Annotated in this window: 11 protein-coding genes; 5 read left to right on the top strand and 6 right to left on the bottom strand. The window is 44.8% G+C overall.

Annotated features, from left to right (window positions below; genetic code table 11):
* Positions 1-7 precede the first annotated feature (7 nt).
* Both AC5ZC7_RS24655 and AC5ZC7_RS24650 read right to left on the bottom strand, forming a co-directional pair.
* Positions 8-826, bottom strand: coding sequence for a hypothetical protein (locus AC5ZC7_RS24655; protein WP_496158384.1), 819 nt, complete (start codon positions 824-826; stop codon positions 8-10).
* Positions 827-1,064: 238 nt separating this feature from the next.
* Positions 1,065-3,254, bottom strand: a complete 2,190-nt coding sequence (locus tag AC5ZC7_RS24650; RefSeq protein ID WP_496158385.1) for a glutamine synthetase III domain-containing protein — start codon at positions 3,252-3,254, stop codon at positions 1,065-1,067.
* Between the two features lie 290 nt (positions 3,255-3,544).
* Between AC5ZC7_RS24650 and purL the strand changes: the two genes are divergently transcribed.
* On the top strand, positions 3,545-5,773 hold the full coding sequence (gene purL, locus AC5ZC7_RS24645) for a phosphoribosylformylglycinamidine synthase subunit PurL (RefSeq protein ID WP_496158386.1): 2,229 nt from the start codon (positions 3,545-3,547) through the stop codon (positions 5,771-5,773).
* A 124-nt stretch (positions 5,774-5,897) separates the two neighbouring features.
* On the opposite strand, the gene AC5ZC7_RS24640 is transcribed toward purL, so the two are convergent.
* From AC5ZC7_RS24640 to AC5ZC7_RS24630, 3 genes are all read right to left on the bottom strand, one after another.
* Positions 5,898-8,225, bottom strand: coding sequence for a TonB-dependent receptor domain-containing protein (locus AC5ZC7_RS24640; protein WP_496158387.1), 2,328 nt, complete (start codon positions 8,223-8,225; stop codon positions 5,898-5,900).
* 8 nt (positions 8,226-8,233) lie between these two features.
* Positions 8,234-9,307, bottom strand: a complete 1,074-nt coding sequence (locus tag AC5ZC7_RS24635) for a PepSY domain-containing protein (protein ID WP_496158388.1) — start codon at positions 9,305-9,307, stop codon at positions 8,234-8,236.
* Between the two features lie 678 nt (positions 9,308-9,985).
* Positions 9,986-11,227 (bottom strand): aminotransferase class I/II-fold pyridoxal phosphate-dependent enzyme, encoded by a 1,242-nt coding sequence (locus AC5ZC7_RS24630; RefSeq protein ID WP_496158389.1) that lies wholly within the window; start codon positions 11,225-11,227, stop codon positions 9,986-9,988.
* A 174-nt stretch (positions 11,228-11,401) separates the two neighbouring features.
* Here AC5ZC7_RS24630 and pafA point away from each other — a divergent pair, with 174 nt between their 5' ends.
* The 3 genes from pafA to AC5ZC7_RS24615 all read left to right on the top strand — a co-directional run bounded on the left by pafA (position 11,402) and on the right by AC5ZC7_RS24615 (position 14,687).
* Positions 11,402-13,066, top strand: a complete 1,665-nt coding sequence (pafA, locus tag AC5ZC7_RS24625) for an alkaline phosphatase PafA (protein ID WP_496158390.1) — start codon at positions 11,402-11,404, stop codon at positions 13,064-13,066.
* A 144-nt stretch (positions 13,067-13,210) separates the two neighbouring features.
* A complete protein-coding gene (locus AC5ZC7_RS24620; protein WP_496158391.1) occupies positions 13,211-13,990 on the top strand; it encodes an enoyl-CoA hydratase-related protein in 780 nt (259 codons plus the stop codon).
* Between the two features lie 49 nt (positions 13,991-14,039).
* Positions 14,040-14,687, top strand: a complete 648-nt coding sequence (locus tag AC5ZC7_RS24615) for a hypothetical protein (RefSeq protein WP_496158392.1) — start codon at positions 14,040-14,042, stop codon at positions 14,685-14,687.
* A 464-nt stretch (positions 14,688-15,151) separates the two neighbouring features.
* Here the strand turns inward: AC5ZC7_RS24615 and AC5ZC7_RS24610 are convergent, their stop codons facing one another.
* The gene (locus tag AC5ZC7_RS24610; protein ID WP_496158393.1) at positions 15,152-15,574 is read right to left on the bottom strand and encodes a hypothetical protein; all 423 of its coding nucleotides are present in this window, start codon (positions 15,572-15,574) and stop codon (positions 15,152-15,154) included.
* A gap of 149 nt (positions 15,575-15,723) precedes the next feature.
* On the opposite strand from AC5ZC7_RS24610, the gene AC5ZC7_RS24605 reads away from it, so the two are divergent.
* Positions 15,724-17,145 carry a tetratricopeptide repeat protein gene (locus AC5ZC7_RS24605; RefSeq protein ID WP_496158394.1) on the top strand — a complete coding sequence of 474 codons (1,422 nt, stop codon included), beginning with the start codon at positions 15,724-15,726 and terminating at the stop codon, positions 17,143-17,145.
* The last annotated feature ends 156 nt before the right edge of the window (positions 17,146-17,301 follow it).

Here is a 17,301-nt window from a genome sequence, read left to right as displayed (position 1 = left end):
GACGGCGCTATTTATGTCCATACCTGATTTCAAAACTTCCCAGGTAGTTTTGGAGAAAGGTAATACCACTGTATTTATCACCCGGGGCAGTAACATGTACGGGGAGTCCGTACTTGTTATAGGAATCTGCCACAAATGCATTGTTTTTATTGTAGTCGAGGTCTATCAGTTGCCATACCGGGTGTAGCTGGTGTGGATTTACCTTATCATCATATGAAGGGAATTCGTCTGATGAGAATACTGTATTGTTCGGGTTCTGGACGATTGAACTAATCTTATAAGCATTACCGGAGGAGTTAAAGAAGTAGTGGGTAGATCTTATCTCCATCATGTCAGTACCAATAAACCGCCGTTCTGCAATATCAATAATTCTGTCGTGGTTATCGTAAGTATATTTTCTGACAGAAGCATAATGGGAACTGAGTATTGTCAGGCTTGGGCGATCATAACTACCAAAATAAAAAACGCTGTCTGTTGCTACCCTGTTCTTTTGATCATGCAAATACTTGTGTGCTACTTCAAAGAAAGGATTACCATCGTAGTAGGCGCCAATCAATACCCGTATTCTGCGTTGGCTGTCATATCCGATGAGCGACTGAGGGTTGCCGGTGCTGATATGCTGGCCGGCTACCTGGATCGGGTTATGCTGGGAATTATAAGTAATGCGGATGGTATCTGTTTCGCTACCAGCATTTATGCCTGTTATTTGCGTGATTTCATAATATTGAGGACTAGGTAAAATAATGGGAGGTTTGGTACAATGGCTGAACAGTACTACAAACAGTGTGGCAATGGCACTATAGGCCAGGGCATAGTTTTTTTTCATGTGGAAAAATGTGTGTTGGTTAAAAAAATGGTTAATGCGAGGTGTGTCCGGTGGCTAGGAAGGGATATAAAAAACAGGTATTTACGGGTGAAACAATGCTTGGGTTAATGTTTATTCGCCACAGTAATTAAGGAGCAATACGGTAATAGGTTAAACTAAAGCTAAGTAGAAATTTTAATAAAACAAAGCCCCGGATGAAAATCCGGGGCTAATCATACACCAAAACAATCTTACGGTTTTATCGCAAGAAAAGCAGTTCTCTGTATTTAGGCAGTGCCCATTTCTTGTCGTCCACCAGGAATTCCAGTTTATCGGAGTGGTAGCGGATAACATCAAAGTAAGGCTTGATCTTTTCACAGTAGTCGATCGCTTTCTGGCGGCTATCAGTAAGCTTATTAGCTACTTTACGCGCCTCGATCATTGCCTGTACATTCTCACTAATCACGTTAATATGTTCAGCTATTTTAGCAGCAATTTGTTTTTGTGCTTTCACGCTTTCGTCGCCTAATCCAATTGCTTTCAGGCCATTGATGTTAGTTATCAGTTCATTTAAGTAGCTGACAGCAGATGGCAGGATAGTGTTGGTTGCGAGGTCGCCGATAACGCGGGCTTCGATCTGCACTTTCTTCACATAATCTTCCAGCAGTATTTCGTGGCGTGCGTGCAGTTCTTTTTCGTTGTAAACGCCGGTTTCTGTATAAAGTTTGGCAGCTTTAGGAGTAACCATTGCATCCAGCGCTTTAGGCGTGGTTTTTACGTTAGCCAAACCTCTTTTTTCCGCTTCTTTTTCCCATTCTTCACTGTATCCGTCGCCTTCGAACAGTATTTTTTCCGAATCTACAATATATTTCCGAAGAGTTTGCATAATTGCAATCTCTTTTTTCTCGCCTTTCTCGATCAGACCGTCTACTTCAGTTTTAAAGTCAACCAGGGTTTTAGCCATGATGGTGTTCAATACTGTCATAGCAGAAGCACAGTTGGCAGAAGAACCTACCGCGCGGAACTCAAACTTGTTGCCAGTGAAAGCAAAAGGAGAGGTACGGTTACGGTCGGTGTTATCCAGCATCAGTTCAGGAATATGACGGTGCAGGTCCATTTTCAGGATCGCTTCGTCTTGTTCGTCGAACTTGTTGTTTACGCGGTTTTTAACTTCCTGCAGTACGTCGAACAGGTATTTACCGGTAAATACAGAGATGATAGCCGGAGGCGCTTCGTTTGCACCCAGACGGAAGTCGTTGCTTGGAGAAGCTATAGCGGCTCTCATCAGGTCAGCGTAATCATGTACTGCTTTGATGGTGTTCACAAAGAAAGTGAGGAACATCAGGTTGGTCTTTGGAGTTTTACCGGGAGCCAGCAGGTTAACGCCGGTGTCGGTAGACATGCTCCAGTTGTTGTGTTTACCAGAACCGTTGATGCCTGCAAAAGGTTTCTCGTGCAGTAACACTTTCAGTTTGTGACGTTTAGCCACTTTATTCATTACATCCATCAGCAGGGAGTTGTGGTCTACTGCGATGTTTACTTCTTCAAAGATAGGCGCACACTCAAACTGAGAAGGTGCTACTTCATTGTGACGGGTTCTTAAAGGAATACCCAGTTTGTAAGATTCTACTTCGAAATCGCGCATGTAAGCGTATGCACGCTCAGGGATAGCACCGAAGTAGTGGTCTTCCAGCTGCTGGCCTTTGGAAGGTGCGTGACCTACCACAGTACGACCAGTCATGATCAGATCAGGACGGGCGTTAGCCATTGCTTCGTCTACCAGGAAGTATTCCTGTTCCCAACCGAGGGTACCAGTTACTTTGGTAACGTTTTTATCGAAATAGTTACATACGTCTACTGCAGCTTTGTCCATTGCAGCCAGTGCTTTCAGCAGTGGCGCTTTGTAATCCAGGGATTCGCCGGTGTAGGCAACAAAGATAGTAGGGATGCAGAGTGTTTTACCATAACCCTGTTCCAGGATAAATGCCGGAGAAGAAGGATCCCACGCGGTGTAGCCACGTGCTTCGAAAGTAGCTCTCAAACCGCCGTTAGGGAAGCTGGAAGCATCTGGTTCCTGTTGTACCAGTGCATCGCCATCAAAAGTTTCCAGTGCAGTACCGTCACCTTTCAGGGTGAAGAAAGAGTCATGTTTTTCAGCGGTAGTACCAGTTAATGGTTGGAACCAGTGTGTGTAGTGAGTTACACCCTTTTTCATGGCCCATGCTTTCATGCCGGAAGCAATCTGCTCGGACATCTTACGTTCCAGCTTGGTGCCATTTTTAACAGAGTTCATCAGGCTTTTATAAGCCTCATCGCTCAAATATTCCCGAACAACTTTGCCGGAGAAAACGTTGCTGCCAAATACATCGGTGATTTTACCGTCATGTTCGGTGAGAGTGGAGTCTACGCCAGCTAATCCTTCCAGCGCTTTGAAACGTAACGATTGCATGCTGTAAATTATTTTACACAAAAGAACGCAACACTCGCTGAAAATGCAAATAAATTGTTCATTTTAACTGAAAAATTACATTTGGGTCTTTTAAAGAGCTGCTTTTTTGTCATTTGGTTAAAATAATTGCCATTGAATGTCTGTAAACTGATAAATTAAAAAATTAATAATATGATTAACTGCCCGAAAATTTACTCCATATAAGCTACAGGGGAACCTCTTGGGATTTGCAGGAAAATCATGTACTTTTGCGACTTCTTTTAAATTACTCGTTTTTTATACTTAAATACATGCAAACCACCGTAGAAATTGCTGAACAGCTAGGACTTACCGCTGACGAGTTTGAACGAATTATTTCTATTTTAGGCCGTACCCCCAACTTTACAGAATTAAGTATGTATTCTGTAATGTGGAGTGAGCACTGCTCCTACAAAAACTCTATCGTTTGGCTAAAATCCCTGCCACGTGACGGAGAAAGACTGCTCGTAAAAGCAGGAGAAGAAAATGCCGGTCTGGTAGATATTGGCGATGGCTATGCAGTGGTATTTAAAATAGAATCGCATAACCACCCTTCAGCTATCGAACCTTTCCAGGGCGCCGCTACCGGCGTTGGTGGTATTCACCGCGATATCTTTACCATGGGCGCAAGACCTATTGCTGCCATGAACTCCCTGCGCTTCGGTAATATTAATGATAAGAAAACACAACACCTGGTAAAAGGTGTGGTGCATGGTATAGGCCACTATGGTAACTGCTTCGGCGTTCCTACCGTAGGTGGCGAAGTATATTTCGAAGACTGCTACGGTACCAACCCACTGGTAAACGCTTTCAGCGCCGGTATCGTAAAAGTAGGACAAACTGTTTCCGCTACTTCCCACGGTGAAGGCAATCCTGTTTTCATTGTAGGTTCTGCTACCGGAAAAGACGGTATTGGTGGTGCCTCCTTTGCTTCTGCCAATATCACAGAAGACAGCGTGGAAGATTTACCAGCCGTTCAGGTAGGTGATCCTTTCCAGGAAAAGAAATTACTGGAAGCTTGCCTGGAAATCATCAAAACCAACGCTATCGTTGGGATGCAGGATATGGGCGCTGCCGGTATTACCTGCTCTACTGCAGAAATGAGCGCTAAAGGCGAACATGGTATGCATATCTGGTTAGATAAAGTACCTACCCGCCAGAAAGATATGAAAGGCTGGGAAATGCTGCTGAGCGAAAGCCAGGAGCGTATGCTGATTGTAGTGAAGAAAGGTGAAGAGAAAGCTGTACTGGATATCTTCGAAAAATGGGATCTGCACTGCGTACAAATCGGTGAAGTAACCAAAGATAAAAACCTGAAGTTCTATATGAACGGCGAACTGGAAGCAGACGTTCCAGCTGAAAGCCTGGTACTGGGTGGCGGCGCTCCCCAATACCACCGCGCTTACACTGAACCAGCTTACTTCGCTAAAGTAAAAGCATTCGACATCCAAAATATTCCTGATACAGACAACCCTCAGTTTGTAGCAGAAAGAATGGTAGCACTGCCTAACATCGCTTCCAAACGCTGGATCTACAATCAGTACGACAGCATGGTAGGTACGGCTAACGCCAGCACCAACGCACCAAGCGATGCTTCTATCGTTCTGGTAAAACCAACCAAGAAAGCATTGGCAATGACTACCGACTGTAACGGTCGCTATGTATTTGCTGATCCGCATAAAGGTGGACAAATTGCTGTAGCAGAAGCTGCCCGTAACATCGTTTGCTCCGGTGGTGAACCAGTTGCTATTACCAACTGTCTGAACTTCGGTAACCCTTACGATCCGGAAGTATACTATCAGTTTGTACACGCAGTACAAGGTATGGGTGAAGCCTGCCGCAAGTTCAATACTCCTGTTACCGGCGGTAACGTGAGCTTCTACAACCAGTCGCCAGACGGCCCCGTATATCCAACACCAACCATTGGTATGGTGGGTATCCTGGATACTATGGACCAACGCATTACCCTCGATTTCAAAGAAGAAGGTCACCTGGTATACCTCATCGGCCGCAGCCGCAACGATATCAGCAGCTCTGAATACCTGCACAAAATCATCGGTATAGAATATAGCCCTGCACCGCATTTCAACCTCGACGAAGAACTGCATTTACACAAGGCAATTACCAAACTGAATAAAGCAGGTCTGATCCGCTCTGCACACGATGTGAGCGATGGCGGTTTATTCATTACCCTGCTGGAAAGCGCTATGCCGCAAGGCCTGGGCTTTGAACTGACTACCAACACTAAATTCCGTAGAGATGCTTACCTGTTCGGTGAAAGCCAGAGCCGTGTAGTGGTAACCGTTAAACCGGAAGATAAAGAGAAGTTCGAAGCACTGATGCACAGCCTGGTAGACGCTTCTGAGATCTCTGTACGTCACGAGAAACTGGGTGTTGTTACCGGCAGCCACATCAATGTAAATGGTGAAGACTGGGGTACGGTAGCTACCTGGAAAAATACCTACGATACCGCTATCGAAGATATCTTGAAGAAAGCATAAGGCATAAAGCCGAAAGCATAAAGCTATAAAAGCGAATGACCTGAGCAAAGGAGTAATATCCGCTCAGGTCATTCGCTTTTATAGCTTTATGCTTTCGGCTTTATGCTTTATGCTTTCCGCTCTTCTAAAATGAATACTTAAATCCTACGTTAAACCTGGCGCCACTGCCTTTAATATAGGAATCTGTACGCACCCTGCCCTGTGACATCACCGGGTAGTAGTCGGCATTCAGGAGGTTATCCACCCCTAAACGAATGGCCATGGCTTTGTTGAAACGCCACGCGGTATAAACATTAACGAGTGAGAAATCGCTGACTGGTCCGTTGCCCAGGTCGTATTGTTTGGTAGCAGGATTGATATCAAAGCGTTTACGTACACCGGAGTAGATGTAGTATATCCCCAGGTCCCATTGTTTCAGTGGAGCATAATTAACATTCACAGTCATTTTATCCGGTGAAATACGGGTGGTTGGTAACCAGGTATGTACACCATTTACGTCTTTTTTACCTTCCACGTGTGCATAAGAGGCATTGGCCGACAGGTTAGGGAGGAACTGGTAACCGGCTGTTAACTCAAAGCCTTCTACTCTTTCAGGTGCCCGCTCCGGCACTGCTACCCCGTTTACATCTTTCAGGCTGGTACCCAGGTTGGAAGTGCTGATGAAATAAGCACCAGACGCATTGAATTTACCAATGTTACTGTTGAAGCCTGCTTCGTAGTTGTTGGTAATGATGGCTTCTGTTTCAATGGTTTTAATGCTGGTAGCCCCATTGGATACGGCTTTGGCCAGGCGGAGGGTACGACCCAGGTCATACAGCGAAAAGCTTTGTGAATAACTGACAAACGGGTTGAATACCGGGAATTTGGTATAACGCAGGCCCGCATTGAATACCAGCGCTTCGTAAGGCAGGTTGCCTCCTTTCACAAATACACCACCGGCATAGTTACCGAATTTAATGGTGGTATAATCAGGAATGTTCAGGGAAATATTTTCGTACCGTACCCCTGCTTTTACCAGGAAATCTTTGAAGAGATAGGTTTTCAATTGTGCATAAGGTGCATAGTTCTTCATATTCATCTCTGGTACAAAACCCCGGCCATCGGTGAGTGGCTGGGAGGTTTTATCGTTCAGGATGTCTACTCCCCAGGTAACATCTCCAAATACATTCGGATGGAAGTTGAAAACGGTATTGAAGTTTATCCTGGCGCCCATTTTTTTGGAAACAATCGCTGAGTTGCCGGGAGGAGCGTAAAAATCCGAGTATTCAAAAACGGTATAAAAGCTTTGATAATAAAGGTTTACGTTCAGTGAGGTGCTTTTGAAAATATCTTTGTTCGTATAATTAATATAGGCGTTGTGGTTATAGGGAGTACCTTGTTTATCGCCAGGGTTGCTACCTTTTACGCCAATAATGGGCGCTTCGCCGAATTTTCCGGTGGCGGAATCTACATAGGAGCTGTACTGCATGGTACGGTAATAGTTGTACATTACTTCTATACGGCTGTTGTTGTTGATATCATAACCCAGTTTGGCAAAGAGGTTAATGTTTTTATTTTGTGCGAGCGACTGGAAAGGTGCAATGATCACGCCATCAGCATCTTTTACCACGCCGGTTTGTTCATAGGTACCACTGGCTACGTAATCAAATTTGTTGCGTTTGCCGCTGAAGTTTTGTGAGATGCGGCCACCAATGGTGTTAGATGGATGCAGGAGGGAACCGGCGCTGCTCACATCGGTGGTGCCGCTGAAGCGTTTGTCCGGGTTGGCTTTGATGGTAATGAAGTTAACGATACCGCCATCAGCACCGTTACCATAGATAGCTGTAGATCCTTTAATTACTTCCACTCTTTCAATAACGGAAACGTCTATACTACGCATGTCTTTATCGCCGTTACGCAGCGGGGTAGACTGTGGAATACCATCAATCATGATGAGCATGCCGCGTCCACGGAGGGTTTGACCCTTGTTGGTGGAAGTATTGGTACCCAGTGTAAGACCCGGTACATTCATGCTGAGTAACTGGTTGATGTCTGTAGTGATGGCGCTCTGTTCGCGTAGTTGTTTCCCGGAAATGATGGTAATAGAGGAAGGCACGGTACCCAGTGTTTCCTTATTGCGGCTGGCGGTCACCACTACTTCATTAAGCCCTACATCTGAAGGTAGTATGGTGAGCTGGAGGGAAGTGGTACCCTCTTTTACTGTAATCGTTTGTTCGAGTGTTTGATAGCCTATACCGGCAACCAGTAACGTGTAGGTACCTGGTTTTACATCATTGATAGTAAACTGGCCATTGGCGCCGGTTACCGCGTGTTTCTGTGTGCCGGAAAGATAAATCCTTAGCAGGGGAACTGCTGTTTGTGTGGTGTCTTTGACAATGCCCTGTATAGTTTGTGCTACTACGGATAAGGTGCCCATCATGATCACTATCCCCAAAACAAAAATCTTCTTCATATCTATCGCTATATCCTGTTGTGTATTTTAATAATATATTTTCTACGGTACCATATCAGGAAGCCTGAAATGGAAAGTATGCCAGGGGTTAAGGCAAGGAGTGAATAAATAATTTTTAGTAAGATGCCGCCATAATTGCCAAAATGCAGTGGCGCTATACAGGCGTTGAATTTATCGCCAAAAGAAGCCTTGCTGAAGTTCACTGTTTTTTTAACGGTGCCATTGGCATCTATGAAAACGGAAGACGAATACTCGCCGAAGAAGGCTGATTCCTGCGCATGTCCCAGTATCCGGATAGGGTCGCCGGCTTTTTTGGGTGGACGAACCCCCGTGATGGTGAAGCCCGGGATGCTGGCCTGTGCTTTTATGAGCAGGGGTTCATAGTCGCCGGAGAATGGAACGGGAGCCTGGAGGGCTTTGGGATTTTTCCGGCTGTCCAGTACTTTCAGTTCCATCATAAAGCCGGTGAAGGCGATGAGGAGGTTAAAGAGCAGGGCCCATACCCCAATGATGCGGTGCAGGTTGCGCCAGCGGCGTGTGCGGTTATGCCATTCCGGTTTTACCCGGAAAGTCAGCACTTTTATAACGGCGTTCCGGTAAATAAACAGGCCGGTCAGCACCGAGAGGAATAGCCCTATTCCTGTTATTAGGATGATAGTAGCCCCCGTTTTACCATTCAGCAGGGTGAAGTGCAGGTATAGCACATAGCCTGTGAAATGGTCGGTATTTGCGTATTGTTGTAATATTTTACCAGTATAGGGGTTTAGGAAGACATATACTTTGTGGTCGGCCGTATACTCCGCTCTCATTATCATGCTTTCATCAGGTGCCTGTGGCAGCCGGATAACGAGCAGGTAAGGGTTGCCGGGAAGCGATTGCCGGGCATCCTGCATCAGTGCCTGCAGGGGCTTAGGGGCAGTACCGGGTGTGATGTGATATGCATTTGTGTAGAGGCCATGGTCTATTTCATCACTGAAAACGAGCAAACTGCCGGTTATGCTTAATAGTAACAGCAGGATACCGGCTATTAATCCGGTAATCCGGTGTACCCGGAAAAACTGCTTACTCCATTGAATTTTCAATTCGAATTGTTTAATAACCCCCTTATTAGTGAATGATACCCAGTTGGCGGAACAACGAAAGTGCTATAGACACCGTATTACGCTTTTACTTTTACCAGCCATGATGGTTAAAAGCCTGAATATGTTTTGCTTCCGCCGCAAAGTTATCACGGTGTGTGCGGGAAGTTGTTACGCAAAAGGGAAAATTTTTATTCGGATTGGGAAAAAAGGGGCCTTTTTACATCCAGGTGATATATTACCGCAGTGTTAATCTTTAACAAGCTGTTAACAAAATCCAACGGATGTGTTATAAAAAATGCTAAAATCTCCCCTATTTTTGATAAGCATCAATGAAAAGAAAAACTGAATTGAAATAAAATATATTTTATAAAATATTTGGAATCACTTGGTTATTCCAATTTCTATGAAAACCATTTGTTCTCTACCATGTCCTGATGAAATCTAATGAAAAATTACACCTAGTGAAAGAACGATTTGAAGTAAGGGCTGATTAACGTCAGCCCTTTTGTTTTCCCTCAAAGGAACAAAGTAGTAAAGCAGCAAAGACTTTTATATGCTCCTTTTTCCGTTCCTTTGGTTGTTGAGCTGTTTTACTACCTTTTCCCTGCCTTTTCCCATTTTAAATAGAAAAGCCTTCCTGAATAGCAGGAAGGCTTTTAATATTGTGGGAGGTGACGGTTATACCATTGGAATTTCCGCTACCTGGTAAACTTTTTCATCCAGTTTCGCCTTGGTTTCGCTGAACGCTTTGAGGGTCAGTTCAATATCCTCATCGCTGTGTGCAGCGGTTGGGATCAGGCGGTAAATGATTTGTCCTTTAGGAATTACCGGGTATACCACGATAGAGCAGAAAATGTTATAGTTTTCGCGCAGATCGAGGCACATGGCAGTTGCTTCCGGAATATCGCCCTGCAGGTAAATCGGTGTTACCGGGGAATTGGTTCTGCCGATGTTGAAACCGCGTGTTTTCAGACCGTTCTGCAGTTTATTCACATTATCCCACAGTTTCGCTTTCATTTCAGGATGCTGGCGCATCAGCTGTACACGTTTCAGGTGCCCGATTACGATAGGTAACGGAATAGATTTTGCGAAAATCTGCGAACGCATGTTGTAGCGCAGGTAGTTGATAATGGCTTTTTCACCGCTGATGAAAGCACCAATAGAAGCACCGGATTTCGCGAAGGTATTGAACAACAGATCGATTTTGTCCTGTACACCTTGCTCTTCGCCGGTACCAGCACCGGTTTTACCCATGGTACCGAAGCCGTGGGCATCATCTACCAGCAGGCGGAATTCATATTTATCTTTAAAAGCAGCAATTTCTTTCAGCTTACCCTGGTCACCGGCCATACCAAATACGCCTTCTGTTACCACGAGGATACCACCACCCTGGGTTTTAGCCAGTTCGGTAGCACGTTTCATTTGCTTGTCGAAATCTTCCATGTCGTTATGCTTGAATACATAACGTTTGCCCGGGTGCAGGCGTAAACCATCCAGGATACTGGCGTGGCACTCTGCATCGTATACAATTACATCTCTACGACCCACAATGGCATCAATTGCACTCATGATACCCTGGTAGCCATAGTTTAATAAAGTAGTCGCTTCTTTGCCCATGTAGTCGGACAATTCATTTTCCAGCTGCTCATGGTAGTTGGTATTACCACTCATCATACGCGCTCCCATTGGAGACGCCATGCCGTAATCAGCGGCGGCTTTTGCATCAGTAGCCCGCACTTCCGGGTGGTTGGCTAACCCCAGGTAGTTGTTAAGGCTCCACACAATCTTTTCATTGCCCCGGAATTTCATGCGGGGACCTATCTCACCTTCCAGCTTAGGAAATGCAAAATAGCCATGGGCTCTGTCTGAATGTTCCCCGATAGGGCCCAGATGTTTCAGCAGTTTCTCGAAAATATCCATACGGTATATTATGTAATGGTTAATTCATTCCATTTAAAATGGACACAAAGGTATTAAAATATTAGTTTTTGTAATCTTGGTTTACATTTGACATCCCGATGTAAACAAATTATTTGTTAATTGACAGCGCCTTATGTCGTTGTATTCCAGTGACTTTTAAATATTTACGCTCTAATGAAATTTACACATTTTCTAACAGGTGTTTTGCTATTCTCTTCTGCCGTACAGGCGCAAAAAGCAACTTCTCCCAAACCATTTAATCACCTTGCGGCCGCTAAACCTTCCAAAATCTCTGCCAAACCGAAGTTGGTAGTGGGCGTAGTGGTAGACCAGATGCGCTGGGACTATCTTTACCGCTATGGGAACCGTTACACCGCTGGTGGATTTAAGCGCCTGTTACAGGAAGGTTTTTCCTGTGAAAATACCCTCATTAACTATACCCCCACTATTACTGCCTGCGGCCATACCTGCGTGTATACCGGTTCTGTGCCGGCTATTCACGGCATTATCGGGAATTCCTGGTATAGTCCGGAACTGGGTCGCACGGTTTATTGCGCCGAAGATACCACAGTTACTACTGTTGGCAGCACTTCCGGCGCCGGTAAAATGAGTCCGCGCAATATGCTGGTAACTACCATCGGTGATGAACTCCGTTTATCCAACAACTTCCAGAGCAAAGTGGTGGGCGTAGCCATCAAAGACCGTGGCGCTATTTTACCCGCCGGACACAGTGCCAACGCGGCTTTCTGGTACGACGGCAGCACCGGTAACTGGGTAACCAGCACCTGGTACATGAAGGAATTACCAGCGTGGGCGCAGGAATTCAACCAACAGCAATATCCTAAGCAATACCTGAGCAAACCGTGGACTACCCTGTATCCGGTATCTACCTATACCCTCAGTACAGCAGATGAAAAACCTTACGAAGGCAAGTATAAAAACGCTACTAATACCTCTTTCCCACATACGCTCGGCGATATTTCCAACACCGCTATTTCTGCTTCTCCTTTCGGCAATACCATGACCCTGGAATTTGCTAAAAAGGCCATGGAAGCTTATGATATGGGTAAAGGAAATGTGACTGATTTTATGGCGATCAGCCTTTCTTCTACGGATTACGTAGGACATCAGTTTGGACCTAACTCTATTGAAATAGAAGATACCTACCTGCGCCTGGACCAGGACCTGGCTACCCTGTTCAAATACCTGGACGCCCGTGTAGGTAAAGGACAGTATCTCTTTTTTATCACCGCAGATCATGGTGTAGCCCATGTACCTGGTTTCCTCGAAGAAAATAAACTGCCTGGCGGTACCTGGGATGAGCAGGCTGCTGTAAAAGACCTGAATGAGCAGGTGGCTGCTAAGTTTGGTGTGAAAGGCGTGATAAAAGGATCCGATAATTACCAGCTGTGGCTGGATCACGACGGGATTGGGGCAGCTGGCAAAAATGAAAACGAAGTTCGTCAGTTTATCATTGCCCGCCTGTTGAAATCACCAGCCATCGCCAAAGCATTTCCGATAGAAAACCTGATGGTAACCAATTTACCGGAACCTATGCGTACCATGATGAATAACGGGTTTAATACCAAAAGAAGCGGCGATATCCAGGTGGTATTGGCGCCGGGATATATTGATGGCGGCAAAACCGGTACCACACACGGTTTATGGTATCCTTATGACGCACATATTCCGCTGGTATGGATGGGATGGGGTATTCACCCCGGTAAAACCAATCGTACTGTTGGTATGACGGATATCACACCTACATTGGCTGCATTATTACATATCCAGATGCCTAGCGGTAACGTAGGTCAGGTAATACAAGAGATTACCCATTAAATTTTTTTTGCTTAGATTGCCATAAGGAAAATTACGAATTACGAATTACGAATTACGGAGTTGTGGGGAGATCGAATAATTATCTTCCTGTCAATCTCCCCACAACTCCGTAATTCGTAATTCGTAATTCGTAATTCTTTGTTTATGGCATTTTCTTTTTTAGAATATTCGGTTACTGAGCGTGTGGCTACCATTGCATTAAACCGGCCTGAGAAGCGCAATGCGCTGAACGGCCAACTGGTAGCGGAGTTGAGAGAAGCTTTCCGGACTGCGGAAGCAGATGAAGCAGTAAAAGTGGTGGTATTGAAAGGAAATGGCGAAGCATTTTGTGCCGGCGCCGACCTGGAATACCTGCAACAACTGCAGAAGAATACGTACGATGAAAATCTCGCTGATTCCCGGGAACTGATGCAGCTATTCCGGGAGATTTACGATCTTGACAAGATTGTAATTGCCCAGGTGGAAGGACATGCTGTAGCAGGAGGCTGCGGACTGGTAACCCTTTGCGACCTGAGTTATGCGGTGCCGGAAGCCTTACTGGGCTACTCAGAAGTAAAAATTGGATTTATCCCTGCCCTGGTAGCGGTTTTCCTGGTTCGAAAAATCGGGGAGGGGCGGTCCAGGGAATTGTTATTAACCGGGAAGCTGATCACTGCCGAAAAAGCTGCTGCAGATGGATTGATCACTGCCGTAGTACCAGCAGCAGAAATAGATACCTATGTAGCTAAAGTGGCTGGCAGCCTGTGTAAGGACGCCTCAGCCAACTCTCTGAAAGTAACCAAAAAATTGATTGGCACAGTGTTGGACTTACCATTACAGGAGGGGTTGCTGCACGCATCTGAATTAAATGCTGCCACCCGTGGGCATGATGACTGTAAACGCGGTATCGCCGCTTTTTTAAACAAAGAAAAGTTTACCTGGTAGTTAGTTTATCCGCCTTAACTATACCGCCATTCAACTAATACACCACACTATGTCATACCGGTTGTTATTCACTTTTATCCTGACTTGCTGCGCAGGTTCATTACTGGCGCAACGCATTGTTTCAGACGCAAAAATTGTATACAAGATGGAACTGCCGCCGGAGCAGCTGCAAATGGATGCGATGCTGGAAGGCAGCACGTTTACCCAATACCTGCGCGGGCCACTGAGCAGAATAGACATGAATTTTAACATCGTTCATTATACTTATCTCATTAACAGTAAAACAGAAACGATGACCACGCTGATTGATCAGCATGGAAATAAATACCTGATCCGGGCTGGGAAAGACCAGTACAACAAGGACTTGAAGCAGTATGAAAATATACAGTTCAAAGACCAGGCTGAAACAAAGGATATAGCAGGGTATGCCTGTAGAAGGGCCATTGGCACCATGCCCGATGGACAAACTTTTGAAGTATATTATGCCGTAGACCTGGTGCCGGAAAACCGGCAGTATAACCGTCGTTTTGTGAACCTGAAGGGGATTCCCCTGGAGTTTGAGATTATCACAAAAACGGGCGCTAAAACACGTGTTATTGCTACCAAGGTAGATTTGTATCCTATTCCTGCTTCTTATTTCGATGTACCTAAAACCGGGTATAAAGAAGTGAGCCAGGAGGAGTTAAAGAATATGTAGTTTTTGTGTTTTTTCGGAAGATCTGATAATTTTTGAGTGATAAGGGCATCAATTGATGCCCCGATTCCCTGATTAGGTGGATATCTCCCGGAAAATTGATAAAGTACATCAGCGGTAGCGTTTTCAGGTCTTTTTCGGAAGATTTGATACTTTTTGGCCTCATCAGGCATATCTGTCACTTCCCATTTGCATTTACAGGAAAGCAGCTAAACGGGTCTTTTAACGGCCGGTTTATGCATCTGCGTGCAATTCCTCAGCCTTTCGGGAATCTTCGTAAAATCAGGTGCTAAAATGCGTGTAACGGGTATTGGGGTATGACTGTACTTAATAGTTGCAGGGCGTAAAATATCTCCCGAAAAATATCAAATACCGGAAGAAATGCACAAAAACTGGTTGATACTGGCAAAAAAAAGAGCCGGTTATTTAACCGGCCCCATATTGTAATTGAAGAAACGTAGAATTTATTATCCCTTTTTGAGTGGCAGAATAATCTGCAACTTCTGGAAGTTCATGTTACCTGGCGGCTGTGACTGCACCTGGACATTGGTAGGCACCACGTAGGTGACATTGCCCTTGGTGTAGGTAGATACCGCTTTCAGGTTAATTACGTTATTGTAGTTATTAACAACATTGCTATTATTAAACTTAAAGGCAGAGCTGAACGTTCCGGAGTAACGGTAACCCGCATCCAGGCTCAGACTAGTTTTAGGGATGGCAGTATTCAACACAAAGTGTGGACTGTCAGCCGTTTTTTTCGTTTTGTCTTTATTATTATCGGAGGGCAAAAAGCTATTATTTGCCAGCGCATTGAGAGCAAAAAACGCCAAAGCGCCCGCTAACAAGCAAGACAATGAAAAAGTGCGTGATATGTATGTTTTCGCTTTCATTGTAACACAAATGTACAAACTTTTTGATATATTATATAACAAATTCTTAACGCAAGATACGATTAAATCACAAAGAATTGTTAAAAAATATTTAAAAGGTTGTAAAGCCCCCGGATTTGGGCATAAATAAAAGTACTATATTTACATTAATGAGTAAAGACTTTTCCTTTTTAAACGAAGATTTTGATGATCTGAGAGACTTGTTGCAGCAGTTTGAAAACCTCAGGGCTGGTAAGTCTCATTCTTTTTTGGACGAAGATTCATTCGAACAGATCATAGACTATTATGACGAGCATGACGAAATGCCGATCGCATTGCAGGCCGCCGAAATAGCCATCGAACAATTTCCCTACTCTTCTACCTTATTGCTAAAAAAAGCCAACTTACTGATAGAAACCAAAAAGTATAAGGAAGCCCTTGATTTACTGGAGAAAGCAGAAGTACTCGACCGCACTGATATTAATCTTTACATATTACAAACGGATGTTTACCTGGCGCTGAATCAGCACCAGAAAGCCGCCAGCGTGCTGGAAGAGCAAATTGAGCAATTTTCAGGGGAAGACCGGACCGAATTATTACTGGAGCTGGCAGATGTGTACGACGATTGGGAAGAGTTTGAGAAAGTATTCGATTGCCTCAAAATGGCCCTGGAATATGATCCCAACAGTGAGGAAGCCCTGCATAAAATCTGCTTCTGGACTGAGTTTACTGGTCGCAATGAAGAAAGTATCCGCCTCCATAACGCTATTATAGACGAGCATCCTTTCAATCAGCTGGCCTGGTTCAACCTGGGTACGGCTTTTCAGGGATTGAAGTTATATGAAAAGGCCATAGACGCTTATCAATATGCCGTAGCCATCGATGAAAAGTTCGATTATGCCTACCGGAATATGGGTGATGCGTATATCCGCCTGCGTAAGTATGCAGAAGCCATAGAAGTGCTGCAGAAACACCTGGAAATCGCCAAACCGGAGGATGTGATCTATGAGGCTATTGGTCATTGCTACGAAAGACAGCGCAAATTCACCCAGGCCCGTTACTATTACCGTAAAGCATCGCATCTGAGCCCCAACGACGATAAATTGTATTATAAGATCGCCGTGGCGTATATGATGGAAGCCAATTGGGAAAATGCGGTGAAATCGTTACTGAGTGCGCTTAAAATCAATAAAACCAACGCAGAGTATAATATGAGCCTGGGTGAGTGCTACCTGGAGCTGGGTAAGAATAAAGATGCCCTGGTGCATTTTATGAACGCCGTGCGTACCCGCCCCAAGAGTGCTGTTACCTGGCAAGAGCTGTTAAAAGGCCTGTATGTGTCCGGATTCCTGGAAGAAGCCCTCGTACAGTTATCTATAGCGGAGGAAAAGGCCGGCCGCAAGCCCATATTTGTCTATTACCGGGCCGCCATCCTGATTGCCATGGGGAAAACCAAGGAAGGATTGTTGCATTTGGAAACTGCCCTGCAACAAGCACCGAAAATTGTTAAAAAGCTCGTAGAGCTTGACCCTGCTGTGTTACAGCATGTGAGTGTGGTCGATTTGATTGCGCAATATCGCCGCAAACGTTAACCAGTGTTATTTACTTTAATAAAATAAAGTATACTTCTTATTTTTGCGCCGGCTTTTAATTGTCATGGACAAAAGTCGATAGTATTTCCGGTTACTAAAATTGCATCTACGCTATCCCGAAGTGCCTGGCGAAAATTAGTATGTGTTTTACTGACC

The sequence above is a fragment of the Chitinophaga sp. 9-1-y genome, assembly GCF_059511905.2.
The sequence above is the reverse complement of the archived record's forward strand: the minus strand, read 5'-3'. Positions and strand labels throughout refer to the sequence as shown.